The 25,371-nt window shown below is 69.3% G+C and carries 22 protein-coding genes and 2 tRNA genes; 9 read left to right on the top strand and 15 right to left on the bottom strand.

Annotated features, from left to right (window positions below; genetic code table 11):
* The first annotated feature begins 122 nt into the window (after positions 1–122).
* The 3 genes from OG453_RS11220 (at position 123) to OG453_RS11210 (ending at position 3,069) form a co-directional block, all read left to right on the top strand.
* Positions 123–1,055, top strand: a complete 933-nt coding sequence (locus tag OG453_RS11220) for a hypothetical protein (protein WP_266866977.1) — start codon at positions 123–125, stop codon at positions 1,053–1,055.
* Positions 1,056–1,160: 105 nt separating this feature from the next.
* The gene (locus OG453_RS11215) at positions 1,161–2,162 is read left to right on the top strand and encodes a hypothetical protein (protein WP_266866975.1); all 1,002 of its coding nucleotides are present in this window, start codon (positions 1,161–1,163) and stop codon (positions 2,160–2,162) included.
* Between the two features lie 37 nt (positions 2,163–2,199).
* A complete protein-coding gene (locus OG453_RS11210; RefSeq protein ID WP_266866973.1) occupies positions 2,200–3,069 on the top strand; it encodes a hypothetical protein in 870 nt (289 codons plus the stop codon).
* Between the two features lie 80 nt (positions 3,070–3,149).
* On the opposite strand, the gene clpX is transcribed toward OG453_RS11210, so the two are convergent.
* From clpX to OG453_RS11185, 5 genes are all read right to left on the bottom strand, one after another.
* The gene (gene clpX / locus OG453_RS11205) at positions 3,150–4,436 is read right to left on the bottom strand and encodes an ATP-dependent Clp protease ATP-binding subunit ClpX (protein WP_160505024.1); all 1,287 of its coding nucleotides are present in this window, start codon (positions 4,434–4,436) and stop codon (positions 3,150–3,152) included.
* A gap of 178 nt (positions 4,437–4,614) precedes the next feature.
* Complete coding sequence (locus OG453_RS11200) at positions 4,615–5,295, bottom strand: ATP-dependent Clp protease proteolytic subunit (protein WP_266866969.1); 681 nt, start codon at positions 5,293–5,295, stop codon at positions 4,615–4,617.
* A 60-nt stretch (positions 5,296–5,355) separates the two neighbouring features.
* Complete coding sequence (locus OG453_RS11195) at positions 5,356–5,961, bottom strand: ATP-dependent Clp protease proteolytic subunit (RefSeq protein WP_266869803.1); 606 nt, start codon at positions 5,959–5,961, stop codon at positions 5,356–5,358.
* 406 nt (positions 5,962–6,367) lie between these two features.
* Positions 6,368–7,762, bottom strand: coding sequence for a trigger factor (gene tig, locus OG453_RS11190; protein ID WP_266866967.1), 1,395 nt, complete (start codon positions 7,760–7,762; stop codon positions 6,368–6,370).
* A 172-nt stretch (positions 7,763–7,934) separates the two neighbouring features.
* Positions 7,935–8,011: transfer RNA gene (locus OG453_RS11185), tRNA-Pro, on the bottom strand.
* Between the two features lie 149 nt (positions 8,012–8,160).
* Here OG453_RS11185 and OG453_RS11180 point away from each other — a divergent pair.
* Positions 8,161–8,231: transfer RNA gene (locus tag OG453_RS11180), tRNA-Gly, on the top strand.
* 45 nt (positions 8,232–8,276) lie between these two features.
* On the opposite strand, the gene OG453_RS11175 is transcribed toward OG453_RS11180, so the two are convergent.
* Complete coding sequence (locus tag OG453_RS11175; RefSeq protein ID WP_135335839.1) at positions 8,277–8,471, bottom strand: hypothetical protein; 195 nt, start codon at positions 8,469–8,471, stop codon at positions 8,277–8,279.
* 632 nt (positions 8,472–9,103) lie between these two features.
* Between OG453_RS11175 and OG453_RS11170 the strand changes: the two genes are divergently transcribed.
* Entirely contained in the window at positions 9,104–10,330 is a 1,227-nt protein-coding gene (locus tag OG453_RS11170; protein WP_266866963.1) for an acyltransferase family protein, read from the top strand.
* Between the two features lie 28 nt (positions 10,331–10,358).
* Here the strand turns inward: OG453_RS11170 and OG453_RS11165 are convergent, their stop codons facing one another.
* From OG453_RS11165 to OG453_RS11155, 3 genes are all read right to left on the bottom strand, one after another.
* The gene (locus tag OG453_RS11165) at positions 10,359–10,850 is read right to left on the bottom strand and encodes an HD domain-containing protein (RefSeq protein WP_266866961.1); all 492 of its coding nucleotides are present in this window, start codon (positions 10,848–10,850) and stop codon (positions 10,359–10,361) included.
* Between the two features lie 292 nt (positions 10,851–11,142).
* Entirely contained in the window at positions 11,143–13,575 is a 2,433-nt protein-coding gene (locus OG453_RS11160; RefSeq protein ID WP_266869802.1) for an FtsX-like permease family protein, read from the bottom strand.
* A gap of 121 nt (positions 13,576–13,696) precedes the next feature.
* On the bottom strand, positions 13,697–14,524 hold the full coding sequence (locus tag OG453_RS11155; protein ID WP_266866959.1) for an ABC transporter ATP-binding protein: 828 nt from the start codon (positions 14,522–14,524) through the stop codon (positions 13,697–13,699).
* Positions 14,525–14,795: 271 nt separating this feature from the next.
* Here OG453_RS11155 and OG453_RS11150 point away from each other — a divergent pair, with 271 nt between their 5' ends.
* Positions 14,796–15,971, top strand: a complete 1,176-nt coding sequence (locus OG453_RS11150; RefSeq protein WP_266866957.1) for a cation:proton antiporter — start codon at positions 14,796–14,798, stop codon at positions 15,969–15,971.
* 14 nt (positions 15,972–15,985) lie between these two features.
* Here OG453_RS11150 and OG453_RS11145 read toward each other — a convergent pair whose 3' ends face one another.
* On the bottom strand, positions 15,986–17,140 hold the full coding sequence (locus OG453_RS11145) for a PP2C family protein-serine/threonine phosphatase (RefSeq protein ID WP_266866955.1): 1,155 nt from the start codon (positions 17,138–17,140) through the stop codon (positions 15,986–15,988).
* A gap of 129 nt (positions 17,141–17,269) precedes the next feature.
* Between OG453_RS11145 and OG453_RS11140 the strand changes: the two genes are divergently transcribed.
* Positions 17,270–18,499, top strand: coding sequence for a GNAT family N-acetyltransferase (locus OG453_RS11140; protein ID WP_266866953.1), 1,230 nt, complete (start codon positions 17,270–17,272; stop codon positions 18,497–18,499).
* Positions 18,500–18,508: 9 nt separating this feature from the next.
* On the opposite strand, the gene OG453_RS11135 is transcribed toward OG453_RS11140, so the two are convergent.
* The 3 genes from OG453_RS11135 to OG453_RS11125 all read right to left on the bottom strand — a co-directional run bounded on the left by OG453_RS11135 (position 18,509) and on the right by OG453_RS11125 (position 20,225).
* Positions 18,509–18,646, bottom strand: coding sequence for a hypothetical protein (locus OG453_RS11135; RefSeq protein ID WP_266866951.1), 138 nt, complete (start codon positions 18,644–18,646; stop codon positions 18,509–18,511).
* 6 nt (positions 18,647–18,652) lie between these two features.
* On the bottom strand, positions 18,653–19,471 hold the full coding sequence (locus tag OG453_RS11130) for an Fpg/Nei family DNA glycosylase (protein ID WP_266866949.1): 819 nt from the start codon (positions 19,469–19,471) through the stop codon (positions 18,653–18,655).
* Between the two features lie 268 nt (positions 19,472–19,739).
* The gene (locus OG453_RS11125; RefSeq protein ID WP_266866947.1) at positions 19,740–20,225 is read right to left on the bottom strand and encodes a ribose-5-phosphate isomerase; all 486 of its coding nucleotides are present in this window, start codon (positions 20,223–20,225) and stop codon (positions 19,740–19,742) included.
* 173 nt (positions 20,226–20,398) lie between these two features.
* Between OG453_RS11125 and OG453_RS11120 the strand changes: the two genes are divergently transcribed.
* Positions 20,399–21,895: an amino acid permease gene (locus OG453_RS11120; RefSeq protein WP_266866945.1), complete on the top strand. Its 1,497-nt coding sequence runs from the start codon at positions 20,399–20,401 to the stop codon at positions 21,893–21,895.
* On the opposite strand, the gene OG453_RS11115 is transcribed toward OG453_RS11120, so the two are convergent.
* The gene (locus OG453_RS11115) at positions 21,892–22,938 is read right to left on the bottom strand and encodes a serine/threonine-protein kinase (RefSeq protein WP_323178625.1); all 1,047 of its coding nucleotides are present in this window, start codon (positions 22,936–22,938) and stop codon (positions 21,892–21,894) included. The two genes, OG453_RS11120 and OG453_RS11115, sit on opposite strands and share 4 nt — an antisense overlap.
* Before the next feature lie 158 nt (positions 22,939–23,096).
* Here OG453_RS11115 and OG453_RS11110 point away from each other — a divergent pair, with 158 nt between their 5' ends.
* A complete protein-coding gene (locus OG453_RS11110) occupies positions 23,097–24,428 on the top strand; it encodes an FAD-binding oxidoreductase (protein ID WP_266866943.1) in 1,332 nt (443 codons plus the stop codon).
* Here the strand turns inward: OG453_RS11110 and OG453_RS11105 are convergent.
* A complete protein-coding gene (locus OG453_RS11105) occupies positions 24,418–24,996 on the bottom strand; it encodes a biotin transporter BioY (protein ID WP_266866941.1) in 579 nt (192 codons plus the stop codon). The genes OG453_RS11110 and OG453_RS11105 overlap by 11 nt on opposite strands.
* Positions 24,997–25,371 lie beyond the last annotated feature (375 nt).

Below are 25,371 nucleotides of genomic sequence, written 5' to 3'. Positions count from 1 at the left end.
GGTGTCACAGGCCCGTCCCGAAACCGGATTCTTCAGTAACGGTTGCGGCCCCGCGCCCCATGGCGCGTCTCCTTCGTACAGGATGTCGGGAACACATAAGCGTTCGGAGGGGAACCCACGCAATGAGCTACAACCAGCCGGGCCCGTACGGCGGGCAGCCGCAGCAGCCCGGACCGTACGGTCAGCAGCCGGGCCAGCCGGGTCAGCCGGGCCCCTACGGCCAGCAGCCCCAGGCCCCGCAGCCCGGCTATGGCTACCCCCAGCAGGCGCCGCAGGGTGTTCCTCCGCAGCAGGGCGGCTACAGCCAGCCCCAGCAGCCTGGCCCTTACGGTCAGCAGCAGGCCCCCTACGGGCAGGTTCCGCCTCCGCCGCCGCCCGCCGGTGGCGGCAAGAAGACCGGCCTCATCATCGGCGCGATCGTCGCCCTCGTCGCGATCGGCGGCGGCGTGTGGTGGTTCACGGCCGGCAAGGACGACAGTTCCGGGGGCAATTCGGCGGTGGTGGACGACGGGGTGCACAAGCTCGTCACGCCCGAGACGGTGCTCTCCGAGTACAAGAAGCAGGCCTCGACCGACGAGGGCTTCAGCGACGAGGACATGGAGAAGGCCGAGAAGGACGGCGTCAAGAACGGGAAGCCCGTGGACGCCGAGTACCAGTCGGGCGACAAGAGCAACCCGCTGGCGCAGAAGATGATCAAGTTCATGGGCGTCTACGGCGAGATCGACAACCCGTCCAAGGTGGTCGACGGCATGTTCGCCAAGATGAAGGAGAACGCCGCGGAGGACAAGTCCGACACGGGTGCACCGGTCGGCAGTCCCAAGAGCTTCGACGCGGACGGCGCGGTCCTCAAGTGCCAGGAGATGAAGGTCGAGGGCGGTGGTGGCTCCGGCCCCAAGGAGATCCGCATGCCGGTCTGCATCTGGGGCGACAAGAGCACCGTCGGTGTCGTGATCCCGGTCGACATGGCGAGCGCCATGACGGGCAAGAGCCCCTCGCTCGGTGACGCCGCCGACACAACGACCAAGTTCCGCAAGGAAGTCCGAGTCAAGGCCTGACGCCGCGCGGCATCGCGCGTCTCGCTCAGCAGCCCCGGTCGCATCGGCCGGGGCTGCTTCCGTCAGGATGTCTGATACGCATAAGCACGGAGGGAACCCCAGACAATGAGTTACAACCAGCCGGGCCCGTACGGTGGCCAGCAGCCCCAGCAGCCCGGACCGTACGGCGGTGGGCAGCCTCAGCAGCCCGGCCCCTACGGTCAGCAGCCCCAGGCCCCCCAGCCCGGCTACGGCTATCCGCAGCAGGCCCCGCAGCAGGGCGGCTACAGCCAGCCCCAGCAGCCGACCCCGTACGGCCAGCAGCCGCAGGCCCCCTACGGGCAGGTCCCGCCGCCTCCGCCCCCGCAGGGCGGCGGCAAGAAGGTCGGCCTGATCATCGCCGCGGCCGCCGTGGTCGCCGCCGCCGCCGTCGGCGGCTACTTCGTCTTCGCGGGCGGTGACGACGACAAGGGCAACGGCAAGGGCGGCGGCTCCTCTGACGTTGCGGACGGCGGTGGGGCCGGGGTCAAGGACGACGGCCCGCACAAGCTGATAACGCCCGCGACGGTCCTCACCGAGTACAAGAAGAAGGACGAGGCCGGCGGCGGGGGCGGTATGACCTCCGGTGACGTCGCGGAAGCCGAGAAGCATGGCGTGAAGAACGCCAAGGACGTCGATGCCCAGTACCAGTCGGGTGACGAGAGCAACCCGCTGTCGCAGAAGATCCTGCAGTTCAACGGCGTCTACGGCGACATCGCGGACCCCGAGAAGGTCGTCGACGCGATGTTCGGCGAGGCGGCGAAGAACGCCAAGGGGGGGACTGACAGCAGCGGCGAGTCGATGAAGATGGTCGGCAGCCCCAAGTCGTACAGCCCCGCCGGGCTCGACGGCGCGGTGCTGAAGTGCCAGGAGATGAAGTTCGACCTGGGCGGCGGCTCGGCAGGCACCGGCAGCACCGCGGGCCCGAGCGAGATGTCGATGGCGACCTGCATCTGGGGCGACAACAGCACGCTCGGCATCGTGATCACCACGGACATGGCGAGCGCGATGGCCGGCAAGGCCGCCGACCTCGACGAGGCCGCGGAGAAGACGGCGAAGTTCCGCAAGGAAGTCCGCGTCAAGCTCTGACCGGCACCATCGAATTGCGCGGAGGGGAACCCACGTAATGAGCTACAACCAGCCGGGTCCGTACGGCGGTCAGCAGCCGCAGCAGCCAGGGCCGTACGGCCAGCAGCCGCAGGCCCCGCAGCCCGGCTACGGCTACCCCCAGCAGCCCCAGGCTCCGTACGGGCAGCCGCCTCAGGCCCCGTACGGGCAATTCCCTCAGGGGCCGCCCGTCGGCGGTGGGGGGAAGAAGACCGGGCTCATCATCGGTGCCGTCGTCGCCATCGCCGCGATAGGCGCCGGCGTGTGGTGGTTCACCATGGGCAAGGACAGCGGGTCCGTCGCCGATGACGGCAAGACGTACAAGCTGACGGCGCCCGCCAGTGTCCTCGGCGGCGAGTACAAGAAGTCCGACTCGTCCGCCGGTGGCGGTGGCGGCGGCATGTCGTCGAGCGACATCGAGGAGCTGGAGAAGCAGGGCGTCAGCAACCCCAAGGACGTCTTCGCCGCGTACAACTACGGCGAGGGGACGGCCATGAAGTCCCTCAACTACTCCGGTGTGTACGGCGAGATCGAGGACCCGGAGAAAGTCGTCGACGCCATGTTCGCCGACATGAAGAAGAAGTCCACCGAGGAGCCCGGGAGCCTGAGCCTCATCGGCAGCCCCGAGGAGTTCACGCCGGACGGCTTCGAGAACGGCATCATGAAGTGTCAGGAAGCCGAGTTCAAGATGGGCGAGGTCGGCCCGGACGACGAGGGCGTGCCCAACAGCTTCAAGACGCCGATCTGCATCTGGGGTGACCACAGCACGGTCGCGTACGCCTCGTACTCCGACGCCGCTGTCACCGCGAGCGGCGGGAACATCGAGCTGGAGAACGTCGCCAGCCTCGTGACCAACCTGCGGGACGACGTCCGCGTCGAGGTCAAGTAGCCGACGCCACAAGGCTGTTCAACGAGAAGGGGCGTCCGGCGATCGAATCGCCGGACGCCCCTTTCACGTACGCCTGGAAACTACGCGGACTTCTGCTCCCCCGCACCCGGACCCCGCGCATCGCGCGGCACCAGCGTCGGGTTCACGTTCGAGTGGACGACGTCCGCCGTGATGACGACGCGGGCCACGTCCTTGCGGGACGGGACCTCGTACATCACCGACTGGAGGACCTCCTCCATGATGGCGCGCAGGCCTCGCGCGCCGGTCTGGCGCAGGATCGCCTGGTCGGCGATCGCCTCGAGCGCCTCGCGCTCGAAGTCCAGCTCCACGCCGTCGAGTTCGAACAGGCGCTGGTACTGCTTCACGAGGGCGTTGCGCGGCTCGACCAGGATCTGGAGGAGCGCTTCGCGGTCCAGGTTGTGGACCGAGGTGATCACGGGGAGGCGGCCGATGAACTCGGGGATCATCCCGAACTTCACCAGGTCCTCCGGCATGATGTCCTCGAACCGGTCCTTCTCCTGAAGCTCCCGCTTGGAGTGGATCGTGGCGCCGAAGCCGATGCCCTTCGCGCCCGCGCGGGATTCGATGATCTTCTCCAGGCCCGCGAAGGCACCGCCCACGATGAACAGGACGTTCGTCGTGTCGATCTGGATGAACTCCTGGTGCGGGTGCTTGCGGCCGCCCTGCGGCGGGACGGAGGCCGTGGTGCCCTCCAGGATCTTCAGCAGGGCCTGCTGGACGCCCTCACCCGATACGTCGCGCGTGATCGACGGGTTCTCGCTCTTGCGGGCGACCTTGTCGATCTCGTCGATGTAGATGATGCCGGTCTCGGCCTTCTTGACGTCGTAGTCAGCGGCCTGGATCAGCTTCAGGAGGATGTTCTCCACGTCCTCGCCGACATAGCCCGCCTCCGTCAGCGCCGTCGCGTCGGCGATGGCGAACGGGACGTTCAGCATGCGCGCGAGCGTCTGCGCGAGGAGGGTCTTGCCGGAGCCGGTCGGACCGAGCAACAGGATGTTGGACTTCGCGAGTTCGATCGCGTCGTCACGTCCCTGCGCCCCGCCGGTCTCGCCGGCCTGGACCCGCTTGTAGTGGTTGTACACCGCTACCGAGAGAGCCTTCTTCGCGGGCTCCTGGCCCACGACGTATCCCTCGAGGAATTCGTAGATCTCGCGAGGCTTGGGGAGTTCCTCCCACCGCACCTCGCTCGTCTCCGCGAGCTCTTCCTCGATGATCTCGTTACAGAGATCGATGCACTCATCGCAGATGTACACACCGGGGCCTGCGATGAGCTTCTTGACCTGCTTCTGACTCTTCCCGCAGAACGAGCACTTGAGCAGATCGCCGCCGTCACCGATGCGTGCCACGAGGTGCTTCCCCTTCGCCTGGGAGACGCCACGTTCAGCGGCTCCTGGTGCCTCATATCCGACGGTACCTTGCCGGGCCCCCCGTTCGGGCCCCCCTTGGCACGGTTCGCTTTGACGTGAACCGATCGCGATCGGTTCGCGAACCATGCCAAGGAGCGGCAGATGCTACAGCTCTGCGTCAGACGACCGAGGAGTTGTTCATCTTCCGGGTGGAGATGATCTGGTCGATCAGGCCGTATGACAGCGCGTCCTCGGCAGTGAGGATCTTGTCGCGCTCGATGTCGTCGCGGATCTTCTCGATCGGCGTCGTGGAGTGCTTGGCCAGCATCTCCTCCAGCTGCGCACGCATCCGGAGGATCTCGTTGGCGGCGATCTCCAGGTCGGAGACCTGACCCCGGCCGGTCTCGCTGTACGGCTGGTGGATCAGGACGCGCGCGTTCGGCAGCGCCATGCGCTTGCCCGGCGTGCCCGCCGCGAGGAGCACGGCGGCCGCGGAGGCGGCCTGGCCCATGCAGACCGTCTGCACGTCGGGCTTCACGAACTGCATCGTGTCGTAGATGGCCGTGAGCGCCGTGAAGGAGCCGCCGGGGCTGTTGATGTAGACCGAGATGTCGCGGTCCGGGTCCATCGACTCCAGGCACAGGAGCTGCGCCATGACGTCGTTGGCGGACGCGTCGTCGATCTGCACGCCGAGGAAGATCACGCGCTCCTCGAAGAGCTTCGCGTACGGGTCGTACTCACGCACGCCCTGCGAGGTGCGCTCGACGAAGCGCGGGATGACGTAGCGGGATTCGGCGGTGGGGCCGGTGTACTCGGCCTGAGTGCGCTCGTAGAGGCCGCTGCCGGGGTAGTTCTTCATCTCTGTAGGTCTCCTGAGGAGCGTGGGCTGTGTCGGCTTCGGATGGCTGAGCGGTGAGGCTCAGGCTCCGGTGCCGCCGCCGCCCGGCATGCTGGCCGCGTTGGGCATGATGTCGTCGATGAGGCCGTACGCCTTGGCCTCTTGCGGGTCGAACCAGCGGTCACGGTCCGAGTCGTGCGTGACCTGCTCGACGGTCTGACCCGTGTGGAACGCGGTGAGCTCGGCCATCTTCTTCTTGGTGAGAAGGAGCCGCTCGGCGTGGATCTTGATGTCCGACGCGGAGCCCGCGAGTCCGGCGGAGGGCTGGTGGATCAGGATCTCGGCGTTCGGCAGCGCGAAGCGCTTGCCGGGCGTGCCGGCGCTGAGCAGGAACTGGCCCATCGAGGCGGCCATGCCCATCGCGATCGTCACCACGTCGTTCTGGATGTACTGCATGGTGTCGTAGATCGCCATGCCGGCCGTGATGGATCCACCAGGGCTGTTGATGTAGAGGAAAATGTCCTTGTCCGGCTCTGCGGCAAGGAGCAGCAGCTGCGCGGTGATCTTGTTGGCGATGTCGTCGTCCACGGCCTGGCCGAGGAAGATGATCCGCTCGCCGAGCAGCCGGTTGTAGACCTGGTCGCCGAGGCCACCACCGATGGAGGGGTCGCCGGCGGCGGAGGGCATCAGATTCGTCACGTATCCACCTGCTCGTCTTACGACGGCGCCGGGCCGTCTCACGTCTTCTTCTGAGGCTAGGGACCCCGCGTGCTCGCCGCTCCGGGGCGGCTTCGGGGACTCCCCTGCCCTCGTATTCATGGACCCTAACGCTCAGCCCCGTCCGGGGAATCCCGCAAAGGTGACTGTTCGCTGTGAGCGCAGGTAGCACAGCGCCGGGGGCGCCCCGTCAGGGGCGCGGGGAACCGCGCGCTCAGCCCCCGCAGGGCCGCAGTCGCGTCTGCCGCAGCAGGCTCTACGGCGAGTGCGGGTTGTACCTGGCTGCTCGCGCAGTTCCCCGCACCCCTAAGGGCGCGACAGGCCCCCGGGATCGAAATCCCGGGGGCCTGTCGTACGAGCTTCAGAGCGAGGCTGCTCAGGCCTCGGGCTTCTCCTCGGCGACGGTGTCGTCGCCGTCGGTCGCCTCGGCGACGACCTCGGCGGCCGTCTCCGTCTCGTCCTCGTCGTCCAGGTCGACGACCTCGCCGTTGGTGTCCTTGACCGTGGCGGCCTCGACGACGACCGCGAGGGCCTTGCCGCGGGCGACCTCGCCGACCAGCATCGGGACCTGGCCGCCCTCGACGACGGCCTGGGCGAACTGGTCGGGGGACATGCCGGAGGACTGCGCGCGACGCATGAGGTGCTCGGTGAGCTCCTCCTGGTTCACGTTCAGCTTCTCCTTGTTGACGAGATCGTCAAGGACGAACTGCGTCTTGATGCCCTTCTCGGCCTGCTGCTTGGTCTCGGCGTCGAACTCTTCCTCGGTCTTGCCCTGGATCTCCAGGTACTTCGCGAGGTCGAGGCCCATCTGGCCGAGCTGGTGGTTCACCAGGTTGTGCTTGCGGGTCTCGATCTCGTCCGCGAGGAGCTTCTCGGGGACCGGGACCTCGACCAGCTCGAGCAGCTTCTCCAGGACGCGCTCCTGGGCCTGCGTCGCCTGGTCGTACTGCTTCATGTTCTCGAGGCGCTTGCGGCTGTCGGCCTTGAGCTCGTCCAGGGTGTCGAACTCCGACGCGAGCTGCGCGAAGTCGTCGTCCAGGGACGGCAGTTCGCGGGCGGCGACCTGGGTGACCTTGACGGTGACCTCGGACTCCTTGCCGGCTGCCGAGCCGCCCTTGAGCTCGGAGGTGAAGGTGGCCTCGCCACCGGCCTCCAGGCCCTTCACGGCGTCGTCGATGCCCTCGAGGAGCTCGCCGGAGCCGATCGTGTAGGAGACGCCGGACGCGACGCCGTCCTCCAGGACCTCGCCCTCGACCTTGGCCTCCAGGTCGATCGTCACGACGTCGCCGTCCTCGGCGGCACGCTCGACCGGCGAGGTGGACGCGAAGCGCTCACGGAGCTCCTCGACGGCCTTCTCGACGTCCTCGTCGCTGACCTCGACCGCGTCGACCTCGACCTCGATGCCGGAGTAGTCCGGGATCTCGATCGCGGGACGGATGTCGACCTCAGCGGTGAAGTTGAGGGTCTCGTTGTCCTTCAGCTCGGTGATGTCCACCTCGGGCTGGCCCAGGACGTTGAGCTCGGCCTCGTTGACCGCTTCGGTGTAGAACTTCGGGAGCGCGTCGTTGACGGCCTCTTCGAGAACGGCGCCGCGACCGAACCGCTGGTCGATGACGCGGGCCGGGATCTTGCCCTTGCGGAAGCCCTTCACCGTGACCTGCTGGTTGATCTTCTTGTACGCCGCGTCGAGGCTGTCCTTGAGCTCCTCGAAGGGCACCTCAACAGTGAGCCGAACCCGAGTCGGGTTCAGGGTCTCCACGGCGCTCTTCACGGTTCGGTCTCCTTGGGGCTGACTTCTTGGGATTCTGCCCGGCTCAGAGACACACGGGCACACAGCTTGCATAGTAACGGCAAGCGGGAGCCGACCCACAATGCGATCTTGAGAGGCCCGTCGAGCGGCTGATCAGCGGGGTGGCCTCGATCGACTTGATCGATCAGCCTGGTGGTCGGGGTGGCGGGATTTGAACCCACGGCCTTCCGCTCCCAAAGCGGACGCGCTACCAAGCTGCGCCACACCCCGTCGGTGCGACACGTAGGGTACATGCCCGCAGGCCGTGCGACCCCCGCTTAATCGGGAGTACGTACGGGGTGTGCGGGGAGTGCGTCCGACCCGCTACGATGCTTGCCGTGCCGCGGTCGCTGACCAGCGATTCCCGTGGCGCGATCTGTGCGGGTGTAGCTCAATGGTAGAGCCCTAGTCTTCCAAACTAGCTACGCGGGTTCGATTCCCGTCACCCGCTCTGTCGACCTCAGGCCCGGTTCTTCGGAACCGGGCCTGAGGCGTTTCAGAAGCTGATCGAGTTGATGGTCTCCGCCACTTCGTTGAGGAAGCGGTTTATGGAGGGCGCCATTCCGGTTGAGGCGAGGAAGAACCCGAAGAGCACCGCGACGATCGCGGGCCCCGCCTTGATCGATCCCCCGCGGATCAGCACCACAAGGATGATCGCCAACAGCAACACCACTGACAGCGAAATGGCCACACTGATCACACCCTAGGTCGGTCTCTCCCCGGCCCGGGGGGTACGACCCCGCACACCCCCGCCAGAACCATCGTGCCACCAACGCGCCATCCGTATGCGGCAGGTGACACATCGTCGGCCAGCGCCGCACGTGCCGGGCGCGACCCCGGCGGCCGGGGGGCGGCCCTGGGGCGTATGAACAGGGCGCCCCCACACGGCAATTCGAGCCCCGCGCACGTCCGCTAATTCGGCTTGATCGTTTCCATCGCCACACAAGTTGTTCGCGGGAAATTCGAATTGTCGCCGGGCCCACACCGCGGGCTCCACAAAGAGCCAATCAATCGGACATTTCACCAGAGTCGCCTGCGGGCGTTATGCGGCGTTTAAGCGGGATGAGTTGTGACGTTCTGGACACCCTGACGGCCCGTGAGCGGCCCGTAAGGAGGCGAATCACCATGTCGACTTTGGTGATTCCTCGGGTACTCGCACCGTATTAGCCAGGATCCGTCTGTGATTGAGATGACAGCTGTGTTGAGGGTTTTACGAAAACACTCGGGCGACGCTAGGGTGCCTCAGATGTTCCACGCTGCCACCATCCCCGCAAGCGCAGTGCGGTCCCAGATCGTCTCACCGAGCTCATGGTGGGAGGGCCTGTGACGAACTCGGTTCAACCGCACGGCCGCCACCGGGCGCCGCTCCCCCCGGCCCAAGAGCCGGCGGCCGGAGTGCCTACTCCCCGCGCCCCCCAATTCCCCACGGCCGCGACCCCTTCCCACGCAGCGGCCGGCAACACCGCCCGACCAGGAAAACCGGCTTCCACGGGCCAACCCGCCAAGCAGCGCGACGCGTTCTTCGACAACGCCAAGTATCTGGCGATCGTCCTGGTGGCCATGGCTCATTCCTGGGAGCCGCTGACGGATCACAGCCGCGCCGCCGAGGCGCTGTACATGACCGTCTACACCTTCCACATGCCGGCGTTCATCCTGATCTCCGGCTACTTCTCGCGCAGCTTCGACATGCGGGCCGACCGGCTCAAGCGTCTGGTGACCGGTGTCGCCGTGCCGTACGTCATCTTCGAAGTCGCGTACACCTTCTTCAAGCGCTATGCGGACGACGATCCGACCCAGCCGATCAGCCTCCTCGACCCGTGGTACCTCACGTGGTTCCTGGTCGCGCTCTTCGTCTGGCGTCTGACGACCCCGCTGTGGAAGATCGTGCGCTGGCCGGTGCCGCTCGCCATCGCCATCGCCGTACTCGCCACGATCTCGCCGGACATCGGCGACGATCTCGATCTGCAGCGGGTGCTGCAGTTCATGCCGTTCTTCGTGCTCGGCCTGTTCATGAAGCCCGAGTACTTCCAGCTGGTGCGGCGGCGCGAGGTGCGGCTGCTGTCCATCCCCGTCTTCGCGAGCGCGTTGCTCATGGCGTACTGGGCCGCACCGCGGATGAGCTCCGCATGGTTCTACCGCCGGGACAGCGCGCAGGAGTTGGGCGCGCCGTGGTGGGCCGGTGTCGTGATGACGCTGGCGCTGTTCGGCTGCTCCGCCGTCCTCACCGCGTGCTTCTTCGCGTGGGTGCCGCGTCGGAAGATGTGGTTCACGGTGCTCGGCGCGGGCACGCTGTACGGCTATCTGCTGCACGGCTTCCTCGCCAAGGGCTCGCGCTTCTGGGGCTGGTTCGAGGATTACGAGTGGATGCACAAGCCGGCCGGTGAGGTCGTCGTGACGCTGGTGGCCGCCGCGGTGGTGACCCTGCTCTGTACGCCTCCGGTGCAGCGGATGTTCCGTTTCGCCATGGAGCCGAAGATGGAGTGGGCGTTCAAGCGGGATGCGGCGGCGTTGGCCCGGGAGCGGGCCAAGGCTTCTTCCGGCGCCGGTTAGCCGTTAGCCGTTAGCCGTTAGCCGCTGGTCATGCGCCCAGCAGGGCGCGCATGTGGGCGTACTTCGCTGTGAGGCGGGTGCGGGTCGGCCCGTCTAGCTTCGCTAGGCGGGCCGGGTTCGCGTTGTGGGCCATGTCCGCCTCCTTCACCAGGCGGGCGCCGGGGGTGGCGAGGATGCGGGTCGCGTAGGTCTCGGGGGTTTCTCCCTTCTGCTTGGTGAGGGCGCGGACGATGTCCTTCGTACGTTGGGTGAGGGGCGCGTCCCGCAGCCACTGGTCGCTGAGCGCGTCGTCTTCCACGGCGTCGTGGAGCCAGGCGGCGGCGATCTGGTCCGGGGTGCCGCCGCGGGATCGGGTCCCCTCCGCTACCGCCTGCAGGTGCTCGGCGTAGGGCCGCCCCGCCTTGTCCTTCTGCGCGGCGTGGGCCTCTCGGGCTATGGCTTCTACCTCGGGGAGGGTTAGGTGGGGGCGTGGGTTGGGGTTGGGGCTCGGGCTAGCGTTGGGGTTGGGGTTGGGGTTCATGCGGGGATTCTTTCCCCAATCCCGCCCCTTCCCGAAAATTTCCGGCTGCGCCGGCCGCGAGGTGGCCGCAGATCACCGCCTTCGGCGAGTTCGTCCTCAAACGCCGGACGGGCTGAAATACCTGCGGCCGGGCGCGAAGACCTTTCGATGGGTGGGCGGGCAAGTGCCGGGTATCGGGCGGGTGGGCGGGAAAGCTTTCGCCGCGAAGCGGCGGTACGGCGGCGCGGCCGACGACGGCGCGGCGGCGGGCTGGGGCCGCTGCCCGGCAATCGGGTGGGTGGGTGGGAAAGAATCAGTCCCGTAGTACCGCCCTCGCCGGGAGCAGGGTCGATGCCAGGCCCAGGGTCAGGATCGCCGTCGCGAACCCTGCGTACACCGCCGGTGGGATGTACGGGGACTCGCCCGTCAGGCCGTTGGTCATGGGGATCAGCGTTGCCAGGGCTATCGCCGAGCCGATCACTATGCCCGCGCACGCGACCAGGAGTGCCTCCCAGCGGACCATGCCCATCACCTGGCGGCGCGTGGAGCCGATCAGCCGCAGGGTGGCCAGTTCGCGGCGCCGGTCAAGGACCGTCATGGCGAGAGTGTTCACCGCGGCGATCGCCGCGAAGCCGCCGAGTACCGCCGCCATCGTCGTGTTCGCCCAGGCGTTGAGCTCGCGGTCCAGGGACTGGGCGGTGGCGTAGCCGTCGCGGTCGCGGAGTTCGCCGAGGGCGGTCAGTGCCTTCGGGGCCTTGCCCGTGGTCCAGATTTCCGTGGCGAAGGGCGATGTCACGTGGCGCTTCACGTCCGTGGCGGGGAGCGTGACCTGGGAGAGGCCGAGGCCCCTGCCGTACGTCGCGACCACCTTCCGCGAGGCCTCTGTGCCGTCCGGCATACGGAGGTTCAGCCTGTCCCCCGTCTTCACGTGTGCGTTGTCCGCCAGCATCGCGTCGACGGCGACCTCCCCCTTGCCGAGAGTGGACAGGGAGCCGGTTTTCACGTCCAGGTCCTGCACCTTGGTGAGATCACGCATCGAGCCCGTCACGCCCTGCGCCGACGCCGACTCCAGCCAACGGTCGCCGCCGGAGCCCGCCGGGACGAGGACGGACGTCTTGAGCAGACCCACCGCCGAGGTGACCCCGGGCGCCTGTGCGGCCCGCGACACCGCGTCGGGGGCGAGGCCCGTGCCCGACGCCGTCACGATGTGGTCCGCCGTTATGCCATCGCGCTGCTGGTCCTGGGCGACCCGGTCCTCGCTTGTGTGCATGAAGACGAGGGTGGAAGAGAATGCCATCGCGAGGACTATGGGGGTGATCGCCGAGGCCAACCGCCTTGCGTTCGTACGGGAGTTGGCGGCCGCGAGCGACGCGGAGGCGCCCGCGCCGCGCAGCGGGAGGCCGAACAGGGCGGCGCACGCGCGGGCGACCAGCGGGCCGAGCAGGGCCACGGCCAGCATGAACAGCATCACCACGCCGAGCGCCGCGTTCGCCGCGTCCGCGCCGCTCGTCGACGAGGCGACGCCCGCGAGCACACATCCGCCGACCGCTGCCGCGATCCCCAGCGGCGTACGGATCCAGCCGGGGCGCAGGCGCTCCACGGAGGACTCGCTCAGCGCCTGGCCCGGCTTGATGCGGGAGGGGCGGCGGGCCGCCATGTAGCCGGCGGACAGCGCGGTGAGCAGGACGGCGCCCGCGGCGGAGACGAGCGGGATGAAGGAGATGGACAGGTCGACCGCCTCCGGGATGGCGCCCTTCTCCTGCAGCTGGCCGAACCACCAGCTCGCCAGGGCGATCCCGGGCAGGCAGCCGAGCGCGCCCGCGAGCGGCGCCACCAGGAGGGTCTCCGTGGCGATGGTGCGGCGGATCTGCCGCGGGGTCGTGCCGATCGCCCGCAGCAGCGCGTACTCACGGGCCCGCTGGCCGACGGAGAGCGCCACGGTGCCCGCGGCGGTGAACACGGCGACCATGGTGGCGACGCCGCCGAAGGAGCCGCCGAGTCCGGTCAGGAGCTCCTTGGCGTTGTCGAGCGTGGCGTCCCCGGCGCTGCCGCGGTCGTCGCCCGTGTACACCTTGGCCTTGCCGCCGATGGCGTGCGCCACCTGGGACTTGAGGGCGGCGTCCGTGACGCCCGCCTTCGGCAGTACGGCGATGGCGTCGACGCGGCCGGGGTGCCCTGAGATGCGTACGGCGTCGGAGTCGGCGAACCAGGCCGTAGGGGCGCCCTGTTGAGCGGTCAAGCCGGCTACGCGGAACTCCCGGGGGCCGTCCGCCGTGGTGAGCGTGACGCGGTCCCCCACGGACGCCTTGGCGCCCGATAGGACCACTTCGCCGCTCCGGGGCGCCTTGCCCGCCGTGAGTTTCTCGCCGGTGAACGCGGTGGAGCCCCAGCCGTGCGCCGTGACGTCCGCGCCGCGCGACTGCACGGGGAAGCTGACGTCAGCGACGGCCTTACGCACCCCGGGGGCCGAACCAGCCTTGGCCACAAGGGAGTTGTCGAGCCGCGCGCGGTCGGGCACCACCGAGGTCGAGTCGCTGTCGCCCACCTTGAAGTGGGCCATCTGGTCGGCGGCGGCCACCACGGGGGCGCCGGCGTACCGGGTCGGCGGCACCGACGCGCGCAGGCCCGTCTCCAGGAGGATGCCGCACGCGGACACGATCGTCGCGGCCATCATCAGCGCGACGAACGTGCCGACGAAGGCGGCGGGCTTGAAACGAACCGCGGCACGCGCGAGCCCGTTCGGCATGAACTTCACGGCTGGTCTCCGGAGTCGAGGGGAACGAGCGCCCCGAAGGGGCGCGGGGCTCTGACATGTGCGGCTCCGCCGCGTGGGCGCGACCAGCCACAGCCGGTCCGCAGAAAGAAACTCAAGCCGCGGCAGCCGCAAACGCCGGCGCAGCCAAGTCGGCCATCCGCGAGGCGATCTCCCCGGCGGACCCCCGCTCCAGGCGGTCCACGATCACGCCATCGGCGAGAAACAGCACCCGGTCCGCATAAGCCGCAGCCGCCGGATCATGCGTGACCATGACGACGGTGGCGCCCATGCCGTCGACCGCCGAGCGGAGCAAGCCGAGGATCTCCGCGGCCGTCGTCGTATCCAGCGCGCCCGTCGGCTCATCGGCGAACACCACATCCGGAGCGGTGACCAAGGCGCGGGCGATCGCGACGCGCTGCTGCTGGCCGCCGGAGAGCTCGCCGGGGCGCCGCTTGTGCTTGTCGCCGCCGAGGCCGACGCGGGCAAGGATGGCGGCGGCGGCCCGGCGGTCAGGGCGGCGTCCTGCCAGACGCATGGGCAGCACCACGTTCTGCTCGACGGTCAGCGAGGGCAGCAGGTTGAAGGCCTGGAAGACGAAGCCGAGGCGGGCCCGGCGCAGCTCGGTGAGCTTGTTCTCGCTCATGCCGGTGATCTCCGTGCCGCCCAGGCGGACCGTGCCCGCGCTCGGCCGGTCGAGCCCGGCGGCGCACTGCAGGAAGGTCGACTTGCCGGATCCGGAGGGGCCCATGACCGCGGTGAAGCTGCCGCGTTCGAGGGCGAGGTCGATGCCGCCGAGTGCGTGCACGGCGGAGGAGCCGCGGCCGTACCGGCGGCGCACGCCGCGCAGTTCGACGGCCCAGTCGCCGCCGGGAGCCGTGGCCGGCATCGGCGGCACCTCGGAACTGCCCTCGCCGGTCCGCTTCTTGCGCCGCAGCCCCATGATTCCGTCCGCCTTCCGTCCGTACGTCCTGATCGCCTGGTCGATACCTCGAACGTACGGATTCGGGGGTGCTGTGGACCATGAGGGCGCCCGGCGGATCGGGGGTGGGGTTAGCCCCAGGAAGGGTCGGATGTACGCCCTACATAGTTGCCACCTAAATCGTTTGGTAAGCTAACTATTGACGCGTTCTTGACGCTCTCTTTGCCAAAGGAGGGCGTCGCCGACTACCAGGAGGAACGGGCCCATCGGACACGCAGACACCCTGATAGCCATGGGCGGCGCCTTTCTCGCCGCCGCCGTGCTCGCCCGCGTGGGCGGCCGCATCGGACTCCCCACCATCCCCCTCTTCATCCTGGCCGGGATCCTCCTCGGCCCGCACACCCCCGGCGTGGTCCTGGTCTCCGACCCCCACGACCTGGAGATGCTCTCGGCGCTCGGCCTGGTCCTGCTGCTCTTCTATCTGGGCCTCGAGTTCCACATGGACGACCTCAAGACCGGCGGCCGCAAGATGGCCATCGCCGGCGGAACGTATCTCGCGCTGAACGTCGGCGCGGGCCTGGGCTTCGGATTCGCGCTCGGCTGGGGCACCTCCGAAGCGCTGGTCCTCGCCGGAGTGCTCGGCATCTCCTCGTCGGCGATCGTCACCAAGGTGCTCGTCGACACCGGACGGCTCGGCAACCCCGAGACCAAGCCGATCCTCGGCATCATCGTCGTCGAGGACATCTTCCTCGCCCTCTATCTGGCCGCCCTGCAGCCCATCCTGTCCGGCGCCGACAGCCTCTCGGCGGCCGTCATGGATGGCGGCAAGGCCTTCGGCTTCCTGCTGCTCCTCGCGCTCGCGGCGCGCTTCGGCACGAAGGTCGTCGGGCGGCTCATGGACACCAAGGACGACGAGCTGCTCGTCATCTCCTTCCTCGGGGCCGCCGTCTTCGTCGCCGGGGTCTCCGAGTGGTTCGGGGTCGCGGACGCCATCGGAGCGTTCATGGTGGGCCTGATGCTGGGCAGCACCGCGTCGGGCGAGCGCATCCGCAAGCTGGTGCATCCGCTGCGGGACGCGTTCGGGGCGATCTTCTTCTTCGCGTTCGGGCTCTCCATCGACCCGGGCGACCTGCCCGTGGTGGTCTGGCCGGTGCTCGCCGCCGTGGCCCTGACGCTGCTCATGAACGTCCTCGCGGGTCTCGGTGCGGCGCGTGTGTACGGCTTCGGGGCGGGCCCCGCGGCGAACATCTCCACGACGCTCCTCGCCCGCGGCGAGTTCGCCCTGATCCTCGCGACGATGGCCGCCACCGCGGGCCTCGACGAACGCCTCTCCCCCTTCATCGCGGGGTATGTGCTCGTCCTTGCGGTGCTCGGACCGCTGGCAGCGGGCCGGTCGAAGTGGCTGGCCAGGATCCTGCCGGGCAACGGCGAACGGCAGGACGCGCCCGAACTTTCAGGCGCCCGCTGACGCCTCGCGGCAGATCAGGCTGACGCCTCGCGACAGATCAGGAGCAGCGCACGGTCGTCGTTGACGTCCTTGGCGACGGCCTCGATCAGATGCCAGGCAGCGCCGTGGAAGCCGCCCGCGACATAGCGGTCGGCTTCCCCGGTGAGGCGGTCGATGCCCTCGCTGATGTCCCGGTCGGACGCCTCGACGATGCCGTCGGTGAACAGCATCAGGACGTCACCGGGGCGCAGGGAGCCCTTCACCGGGTCGAACTGCGCCCCGTCGTAGACCCCGAGGAGCGGGCCGTCGGCGACCTTCTCCTCCCAGCGGCCGTTGCCCGCGCTGAGCTGCAGGCCCGGCGGGTGGCCCGCCGAGAAGAGTTCGTAGTCGCCGGTCTCCAGGTCGAGGACCAGGTGGATCGAGGTCGCGAAGCCCTCGTCCCAGTCCTGCCGCAGGAGATAGCCGTTGGCGGCGGGCAGGAACGCGTGCGGCGGCAGCGAGCCGAGCAGCCCGCCGAAGGCGCCCGACAGGAGCAGGGCGCGCGAGCCCGCGTCCATGCCCTTGCCCGATACGTCGGTGAGGACGGCCTCCAGGGTGCGCCCGCCGTTCGTCCGCGCCGCGACGACGAAGTCGCCGGAGAAGGACTGGCCGCCGGCCGGCCGCAGCGCCATCTCGCGGTGCCAGCCGCGGGGCAGCTTCGGCAGCTTGCTCTGTACGCGGATACGTTCGCGCAGGTCGAAGAGCATCGTTCCGCCGCCGCGCCAGGGCACCCCGACACGGGTGCGGAACTGCGCGATGAGCAGCCCGAAGAAGCCGCAGGCCGCGACGACAAGGACGACGCCGGGGGTGACCCGTGACGGTCCTTCCGCGTACGGGCCGAGCTGGACGGACTCCACGATCAGGGCGGCCGCCGATGCCGCGTACAGGCCGAGCAGGCTGGAGGGGCGCAGGAGCAGGCCGCCGGCCACGATGGGCAGGACCAGGGCGGCGGGCGAGCACCAGACGTTGTTGATGATCGTGCAGACGGTGATCAGCGGGATGGTGAGGAGCAGTCCCGCCAGGGCGATCCAGTCCGAGCCGTCGCCTCTGAAGTAGTCGACACCGGATTTGCGCAGCCCTATCCGAGCCCGGTGGATCCGCTTCTTCATCCGGGCTGTAAACGTCTCTGCTTCCGCTCGCCTGCCTGCCATTGCTCCCGGACCTTATCTACCGGGCCAGACACTTCGCACGGGAGGTGCCGGTTGTCCCCCGTCAGGGGCACGCGGTCAGCGCGCGTAAATCCTGTCGCTTCGCCCGCTTCACCCTGGTAGGCATGGCATATGACGACGGAATTGCGGGAGTTGCGGCCTGAGGACTGGGACAAGTACTACGGAACGCTGGAGCTCGCCTTCGGCGGAGTCGCCGAGGCACCCGAGGAGCATGAGCTCTGGAACGCGCTGACCGAGTTCGACCGCTTCTTCGGGACGTGGGAGGGCGACACCTGCGTCGGCACGACGGGAGCGTTCAGCTTCCGCCTGTCCGTGCCGGGCGGCGCCCTGGTGGACGCGGCGGGCGTGACGATGGTGAGCGTCGCGGCGACGCACCGCAGGCGCGGGATCCTGACGTCGATGATGCGCCGCCAGCTGGACGACGTACGCGCGAAGGGCGAGGCACTGGCCGTGCTCACCGCGTCCGAGCCCGTCATCTACGGCCGGTTCGGGTACGGCGCGGCGACGCAGGCGCTGCAGGCCGAGATCGACACGACGCGGGTCCGGCTCTCGGTGCCGCCCGGCACCGATGACGTACGGCTTCGGTACGCCAAGCCCGCCGACGTCCACGCGGCGTGCGAGGAGCTCTACGCGCGCCGGGTGGGCGAGCGTCCGGGCATGCTGGCCCGGCAGCCCGGCTGGGAGCGGCTGGGTCTGCTCGACGTCGAGAGCGAGCGGCACGGCGCGTCACCGCTGCAGTGCGTGCTCGCCGAGCGGGACGGGGAACTCGTCGGGTACGCGCGTTTCCGTACGAAGCCGGACTGGGACGCGGCGGGTCCCAAGGGCACGGTCAAGGTGAGCGATCTGGAGGCCGACGACCCGGCGGCGTACGCGGCGCTGTGGCGGTTCCTCTTCGGCATCGACCTGATGTCGAAGGTCGAGGCGCACAGCCGTCCGATGGACGACGCGGTCCTTCAGCTCGTCACGGACCCGCGGCGCTGCAACATCCGGGTGCGGGACTCGCTGCACGTACGACTGGTGGAGGTCGGCGCCGCCCTGGAGGCGCGCACCTATCGGGCGCCGGTGAACCTGGTGTTCGACGTCGAGGACGCCTTCTGCCCTTGGAACCAAGGGCGTTGGCGGCTCACCGGCGACGTGAAGGGCGCGACCTGTGAGCGCACCGACGACGACGCCGATCTCGCCCTGTCCGTACGGGAGTTGGGAGCGGCCTATCTCGGCGGTCACTCCCTGATGTCGCTCGCGGCGGCCGGCCGGGTGCGGGAGCTGCGGCCCGGCGCACTCGCGGAGGCGGCACTGGCCTTCGGGTCGGATGTCGCGCCGTGGCTGCCGCACGGGTTCTAGCCGGGGGCTTCAGAGGGGCTGGGGCGTCGGGGTGGTCGTCGGCTTGCGGGTCGCCAGGTAGAGGGCGACCAGCCAGCCGATGATCGAGGCGCCGAAGGCGATGTTGATGATGAGGACCACCCAACGGAGCTCATGCGAGCCGCCCATGGGGGTTCAGGACGCCGTCCGCTGGCACTGCGGGCACCAGAACAGATTGCGGGCGGCGAGATCGGCGGTGCGGATCTCGCCGCCACAGATGTGGCAGGGCATGGTGGCCCTGCGGTACACGTACACCTCGCCGCCGTGGTCGTCGACGCGCGGCGGGCGGCCCATCGCCTCCGGCGTGTGCTCGGGCCTGACGGTGTCGATGCGGTTGAGGCGTACGCCCTCGCGCATGAGGCCGACCAGGTCGTCCCAGATCGCCTGCCACTGGGCGGCGGTGATGTCCTTGCCCGGTGTGTACGGATCGATGCCGTGCCGGAAGAGGACCTCGGCGCGGTAGACGTTGCCGACGCCCGCGATGACCTTCTGGTCCAGGAGGAGGGCGGCGATGGTCGTGCGGCTGCGCGAGACGCGGCGGTACGCCTGCTCGGGGTCGTCCGCTTCCCGGAGCGGGTCCGGGCCGAGGCGGTCGTGTATCGCCTGCTTTTCCTCGTCGGTGAGCAGGGCACAGGTGGTGGGCCCACGGAGGTCCGAGTAGTGCGTGTCGCTCAGGAGGCGGAGGCGGACGGTGTCCGTGGGGGGCGGGGCCGGGGTCTCGCCCTGGGTGTACTTGCCGAAGAGGCCGAGGTGGATGTGGACCCAGTCGGCTTCGCCGAAGCCGAGGAAGAGGTGCTTGCCGTGGGCCTCGGCGGTGCCCATCTCCTGCCCGTCGAGCAGGGCGGCGCTGTCGGAGAACTTGCCCTGGGGGCTGGTGACGCGGAGGGGTCCGCGCCCTTCGAAGCGGGCGCGGTGATCCTCCGCGAGCCGGTGGATGGTGTGCCCCTCCGGCACGGGGTCCTCCTGGGTTCGGTCAGAGCGGGTTCTCTTTCCCCAACCCCGCCCCTTCCCGAAAATTTCCGGCTCCGCCGGCCTCGAAGTGGCCGCAGATCACCGCCTTCGGCGAGTTCGTCCTCAAACGCCGGACGGGCTGAAAGACCTGCGGCCGGGCTGGAAGACCTACCGATGGGGTGGAAGACCTGCCGACGGGGTGGGCGGGCAGATCCGGGGCAATCGGGTGGGTGGTCGGGAAAGATCCGCCGCGGAGCGGCGGTCTTGACTGCTAGCCCTGCGGGTGGTGGGCCGGGATGGGGGGCAGCTCGCCCGTCGTCTCGTATGCCGCCAGCATCTCGATGCGGCGGGTGTGGCGGGCCTCGTCCGAGTACGGGGTGGACAGGAAGATCTCGACGAACTTCGTCGCCTCCTCCTGCGTGTGCATCCGGCCGCCGATCGACACCACGTTGGCGTTGTTGTGCTCACGACCCAGCGCAGCGGTCTGCTCACTCCAGGCGAGGGCCGCACGGACGCCCTTGACCTTGTTCGCCGCGATCTGCTCCCCGTTGCCGGAGCCGCCGATCACGATGCCGAGGGACTCCGCGTCCGCCGCCGTCTTCTCCGCGGCGCGGAGGCAGAAGGGGGGGTAGTCGTCCTGGGCGTCATAGATGTGGGGCCCGCAGTCGACGGGCTCGTGGCCGTGGCTCTTGAGCCATTCGACCAGGTGGTTCTTGAGTTCGTAGCCGGCATGATCCGAGCCGAGGTACACGCGCATGGGTCCGAGTGTGGCACGTCGCGGGCCGGGCGGCCGCGACCGGGCCGGGACCTTGGTCACCCCGGTCCGGGCCGGACGAGCCGAATGTCACGATCCGGAGTCAGGACTTCCGTCCCGGGCACCCCTGAGTTTGAATGCGTGGGCTCGTGACCCGAGAACTTAAGGATTCGTCCATGACCTCGCAACCCTCCCTTGCGAAGGCAGACCGCAACCCCAACGAACCTGGGGATCCGCAGTCTGGTGACACCGGTGACGGCCTCAAGGCCGGGCTGAAAAATCGCCATCTGTCCATGATCGCCATCGGTGGTGTCATCGGCGCCGGCCTCTTCGTCGGCTCCAGCTCCGGCATCGCCGCCGCAGGGCCCGCCATCCTCGTCTCGTACGCCCTCGTCGGCACGATGGTCGTTCTCGTGATGCGGATGCTCGGAGAGATGGCCGCCGCACGGCCGACCTCCGGCTCCTTCTCCACCTACGCGGACCAGGCGCTCGGCCGCTGGGCCGGCTTCTCCATCGGCTGGCTGTACTGGTTCTTCTGGGTCGTCGTGCTCGCGGTGGAGGCCACCGCAGGTGCCGTCATCCTCAATGGCTGGATACCGGCCGTACCGCAGTGGGGCTGGGCGCTCATCGTCATGGTGGTGCTCACCCTGACGAACCTCGTCTCGGTCGGCTCCTACGGTGAGTTCGAGTTCTGGTTCGCCGGGATCAAGGTCGTCGCCATCGGCGGCTTCGTGGTCATCGGCCTGCTCGCCGTCTTCGGCGTGCTGCCCGGCTCCGACAACCCCGGCGCCGGATTCGCGCACCTCACCGACGCGGGCGGGTTCATGCCCAACGGTGCGGGCGCCATCCTCACGGGTGTGCTCATGGTCGTCTTCTCGTTCATGGGCTCCGAGATCGTCACGCTGGCCGCCGGTGAGTCCGAGGACCCGCAGCGCGCCGTCACCAAGGCGACGAACAGCGTCATCTGGCGTATCGGTGTCTTCTACCTGGGCTCGATCTTCATCGTCGTCACGCTGCTCCCCTGGGACGACAAGTCGATCCTCAAGGACGGTTCGTACGTCGCCGCGCTCAACTCGATCGGCATCCCGCACGCCGGTCAGGTCATGAACGTGATCGTCCTGACGGCCGTTCTCTCCTGCCTCAACTCCGGGCTCTACACCGCTTCCCGCATGGCCTTCTCGCTCGGCCAGCGCGGCGACGCGCCCAAGTCCTTCGCGCGCACCAACTCCCGCGGTGTGCCGCAGGCCGCGATCCTCGGCTCGGTCGTCTTCGGCTTCATCGCCGTCTGGTTCAACTACCAGTGGCAGGACACCGTCTTCGACTTCCTGCTGAACTCGTCGGGCGCGGTGGCCCTCTTCGTCTGGCTGATGATCTGCTTCACGCAGCTGCGGATGCGCGGCATCATCCTGCGCGAGGAGCCCGAGAAGCTCGTCGTGAAGATGTGGCTCTTCCCGTATCTGACGTGGGTCACCATCGCGATGATCTCGTTCGTCCTCGTCTACATGCTGACCGACGAGGCAGGACGCAAGCAGGTGCTGCTCTCGCTGCTCGCCGCGGCGTTCGTGGTGATCTTCTCGGTCGTACGGGAGAAGGTGCGGCCCCGCGTCGACACCGACGCCGTGACCGACGGCGACGCCGTGTCCGACACCGACACGGTCGACGTCGACGCCTAACCGGAGCCGGAGCCGCCGGACGGTGGCGTGGTCGACGTACCCGCCACCGTCGGTGGCCGTGAGCCCGGTCCGGGCGGTGGATCGCCGCCGCCCTGATCGCGCGCGGTGAAGAACATGACGGCCGCCACGGCGGCCGTGACCAGCAGGACCAGGGCGGTCAGGACGCGCGGACGCCAGTCGGCACCCGACGTCCCGTCCTCCCCCGGAGGCGGCTCTGCGGGCGGCGCCATGAGCGCCGCCCGCAGGGCCGCCTCCGTCGCGTCGAGGCCCGGCCGCCCCGCCGGCTCCTTGGCCAGCAGCGCCGCGAGCAGGGGACGTAACCCGCTTGATTCCGGCGGCAGTTCAGGGTCCTCGTGCAGGACCGCCACGAGCGTCGTCAGCGCCGATTCACGGGCGAAGGGCGAGCTGCCGCGCAGCGCCGCGCAGAGCGTCGCGCCGAGGGACCAGAGGTCGGACGGCGGGCCCTGCGGCGCCCCGGAGACCCGCTCGGGCGCCATGTACTCGGGCGAACCCACCAGCAGGCCCGTCTGCGTCAGACGGCCCGTGTCCTGGATCGCGGCGATGCCGAAATCGGTGAGGACGACCCGGTCACCGGGGCCGATGAGCACGTTCGCCGGCTTGATGTCACGGTGCAGCACCCCCGCCGCGTGCACCCGCCGCAGCGCCGCCACCAGGGCGAGGCCGACGCGCGCCGCCTCGCGCTCGCCCAGCGGCCCCTCGTCGTCGACGTACCGGGCGAGGGACCGGGCGTCGACCAGCTCCATGACGATCCACAGGCGGCCGTCCTCCTCGGCGACGTCATAGACGCGTACGACACCGGGGTGGTCGATCCGCGCACTGGCCCGCGCCTCGCGCAGCGCGCGTTCCCTGCGCACGCGGGGGTCCTCCGGGTCGAGGCCGCCGTCGCCCGCGTCGATCCGCAGCTCCTTCACGGCGACAGCGCGGTCGAGCAGCTCGTCGGCCGCTCGCCACACGCGGCCCATGCCGCCACGGCCGATGACTTCGAGCAGGCGGTAGCGGCCCGCCACCCGACGCTCCGGCATGGGCGTTCACCCCCAACCTCCTTTTATGACAGCACAGTTCACGCGGTTCTCTAAGGGCCGGAAGAACGCCGGAAAACATGACGGCAGGTGGCAGGTTTTCCGGGGATGGTCTGTTCCGTCAGCCGGTCGGACGGACCGGCGCTGCTGGGAGGATCACCGTGGACTTCACCGATGGGCGACTCGTTTTCCGGCCCGGCGACGACGGGTACGACGCGGAGACCGCCGGGTTCCAGACCGGTTTCGCGCAGCGGCCGGAGATCGTGTTCGCGGCTTCGAGCACCGATGACGTCGTCGCCGCCGTTTCGTACGCCGCCGACGCGGGGCTGCCCGTGGGCGTGCAGGCCACCGGGCACGGGCTGCCGGGGGCCGCGGAGGGCGGCGTGCTGATCAGCACCCGGCGGATGGACTCCGTCCGCGTCGACGCCGCAGCGCGCACCGTCACCGTGGGCGCGGGCGTCCGCTGGGGCCAGGTCGTCGAGGCCGCGGCGGAGCACGGGCTCGCCCCGCTGAACGGTTCGGCGCCGGGCGTGGGCGCCGTCTCGTACACGCTGGGCGGCGGACTCGGCATCCTGGCAAGGGAGTTCGGGTACGCGGCCGACCACGTCCGGTGGCTCGATGTCGTCACCGCGGACGGCGCGCTGCGGCACGTCACCGCGGAGAGCGAGCCCGAGCTGTTCTGGGGGCTGCTCGGCGGGGGCGCGAACCTCGGGGTCGTGACGGCCCTGGAGATCGCTCTGGTGCCGGTGGCCCGGCTCTACGGCGGGGCGATCTCCTTCGATGGGCGCGAGGTCGATCCGGCGGCCGTGCTGGGGGCCTACGAGGCGTGGACGCGGACGGTGCCGGACGAGGTGACCTCGTCCGTGGCAGCTCTCGTCTACCCGGACCTGCCACAGCTTCCGCCGCATCTGCGGGGCCGCTATCTCGTGACGGTCCGGGTCGCCTACACCGGCTCCGAGGCGGAGGGCGAGCAGCTTGTCGCGCCGCTGCGGGAGATCGGGCCCATGGTGTCGGACTCGCTGCGGGAGATGCCGTACACCGACAGCCACACGATTCACAGCGATCCGGACTTCCCGCACTCCTACTACGGGGACAGCGTGGTGGTGCGTGAGCTGGATGTCGCGGCGGCGTGCGAGCTGTTCGCGCTGACCGGTCCAGCCGCCGAGACGATGCACGTCGTCCAGATCAACCAGCTGGGCGGGGCGCTGGCGAAGCCCGCGGGGAACGCGGTGCCGTACCGGGACGCGGGGTGGCTGGTGCGGGTGCTCTCGCCGTTGGACGGCACCGACCTCGACGCGGTGCGGGCCGTGCAGGAGCGGGCGTTCGGTCTTTTCGCGGGCGAGGGCCGGCTGCTCAACTTCGCCTTCGCCGCCGGGGACCGGACCGACGGCCTGTACGACACCGAAACGCGAAAGAGGCTCGCCGGACTCAAGGCCACATACGACCCGGCGAACCTCTTCAGGCGGAACTATGGGGTGACCGCTACCGGTTGAGGAACTTCCACGCCGTGGGCAGCGCACCCATCGCGAGCGCGGCCTTGACGGCGTCGCCGATCAGGAAGGGCGTGAGCCCGGCGGCGACGGCCTGGGTCAGCGACATGCCGGTCGCGGCGGCCAGGTACGGGACGCCGACGGCGTAGATGATCGCCGAGCCGAGCACCATCGTCCCCGCGGTGCGCAGCACGGAACGGTCGCCGCCGCGGCGGGCGAGGGCGCCGACCACGGTCGCGGCGAGCAGCATGCCGAGGACGTAGCCGAGGGACGGCGCCGCGACGCCGGAACCGGCCTGCGCGAACCACGGCATGCCGGCCATGCCGACGAGGGCGTACACCGCGAGGGAGAGGAAGCCGCGGCGGGCGCCGAGGGCGGTGCCGACGAGGAGCGCGGCGAAGGTCTGTCCCGTCACCGGCACGGGGGAGCCCGGTACGGGCACGGCGATCTGGGCCGCGATGCCGGTGAGGGCGGCGCCGCCGATGACGAAGGCCGCGTCCTTCGCGCGGGACGCGGGGAGCAGGTCCGCGAGGACCTGGCCGGGACGGGAAGAGACGGCGGCGATGCTCATCGGGACTCCGCGGGTTCTGGGCGTTCTGGGACGGGGAGGTGGGACCTCGTGACGCTATCTCAGGCGGGGGCGCCTAACACCGGTGGTGGGTGACAAGGTGGTTGGGGATCTGGTGGTGGGCTCTGGACAAAGGGTGGAGGGTACCCCTGCGGGGGGCGTGATGCTTGTCACTGAGGTGGGCCGCGTATGGGTCCCGTTTTGCGTACGGGGATGCCGCCCAGGGAGACTGTAGGTTCCCGCCAATTCCTTTGTGAGCCCGAGAGCAGCGCTTAGCACCATGCACGACGCACCCCCCGATCAGTCGGCACCCGGCAGCGAGGGTTGTGCCCACCCTTCCCCAAGCTCTCGGCTTCGCTCGAGCAGGGGAGGCCCCAC

The organism is Streptomyces sp. NBC_01381 (assembly GCF_026340305.1).
Classification (GTDB): Bacteria; Actinomycetota; Actinomycetes; order Streptomycetales; family Streptomycetaceae; genus Streptomyces.
The sequence above is the reverse complement of the archived record's forward strand: the minus strand, read 5'-3'. Positions and strand labels throughout refer to the sequence as shown.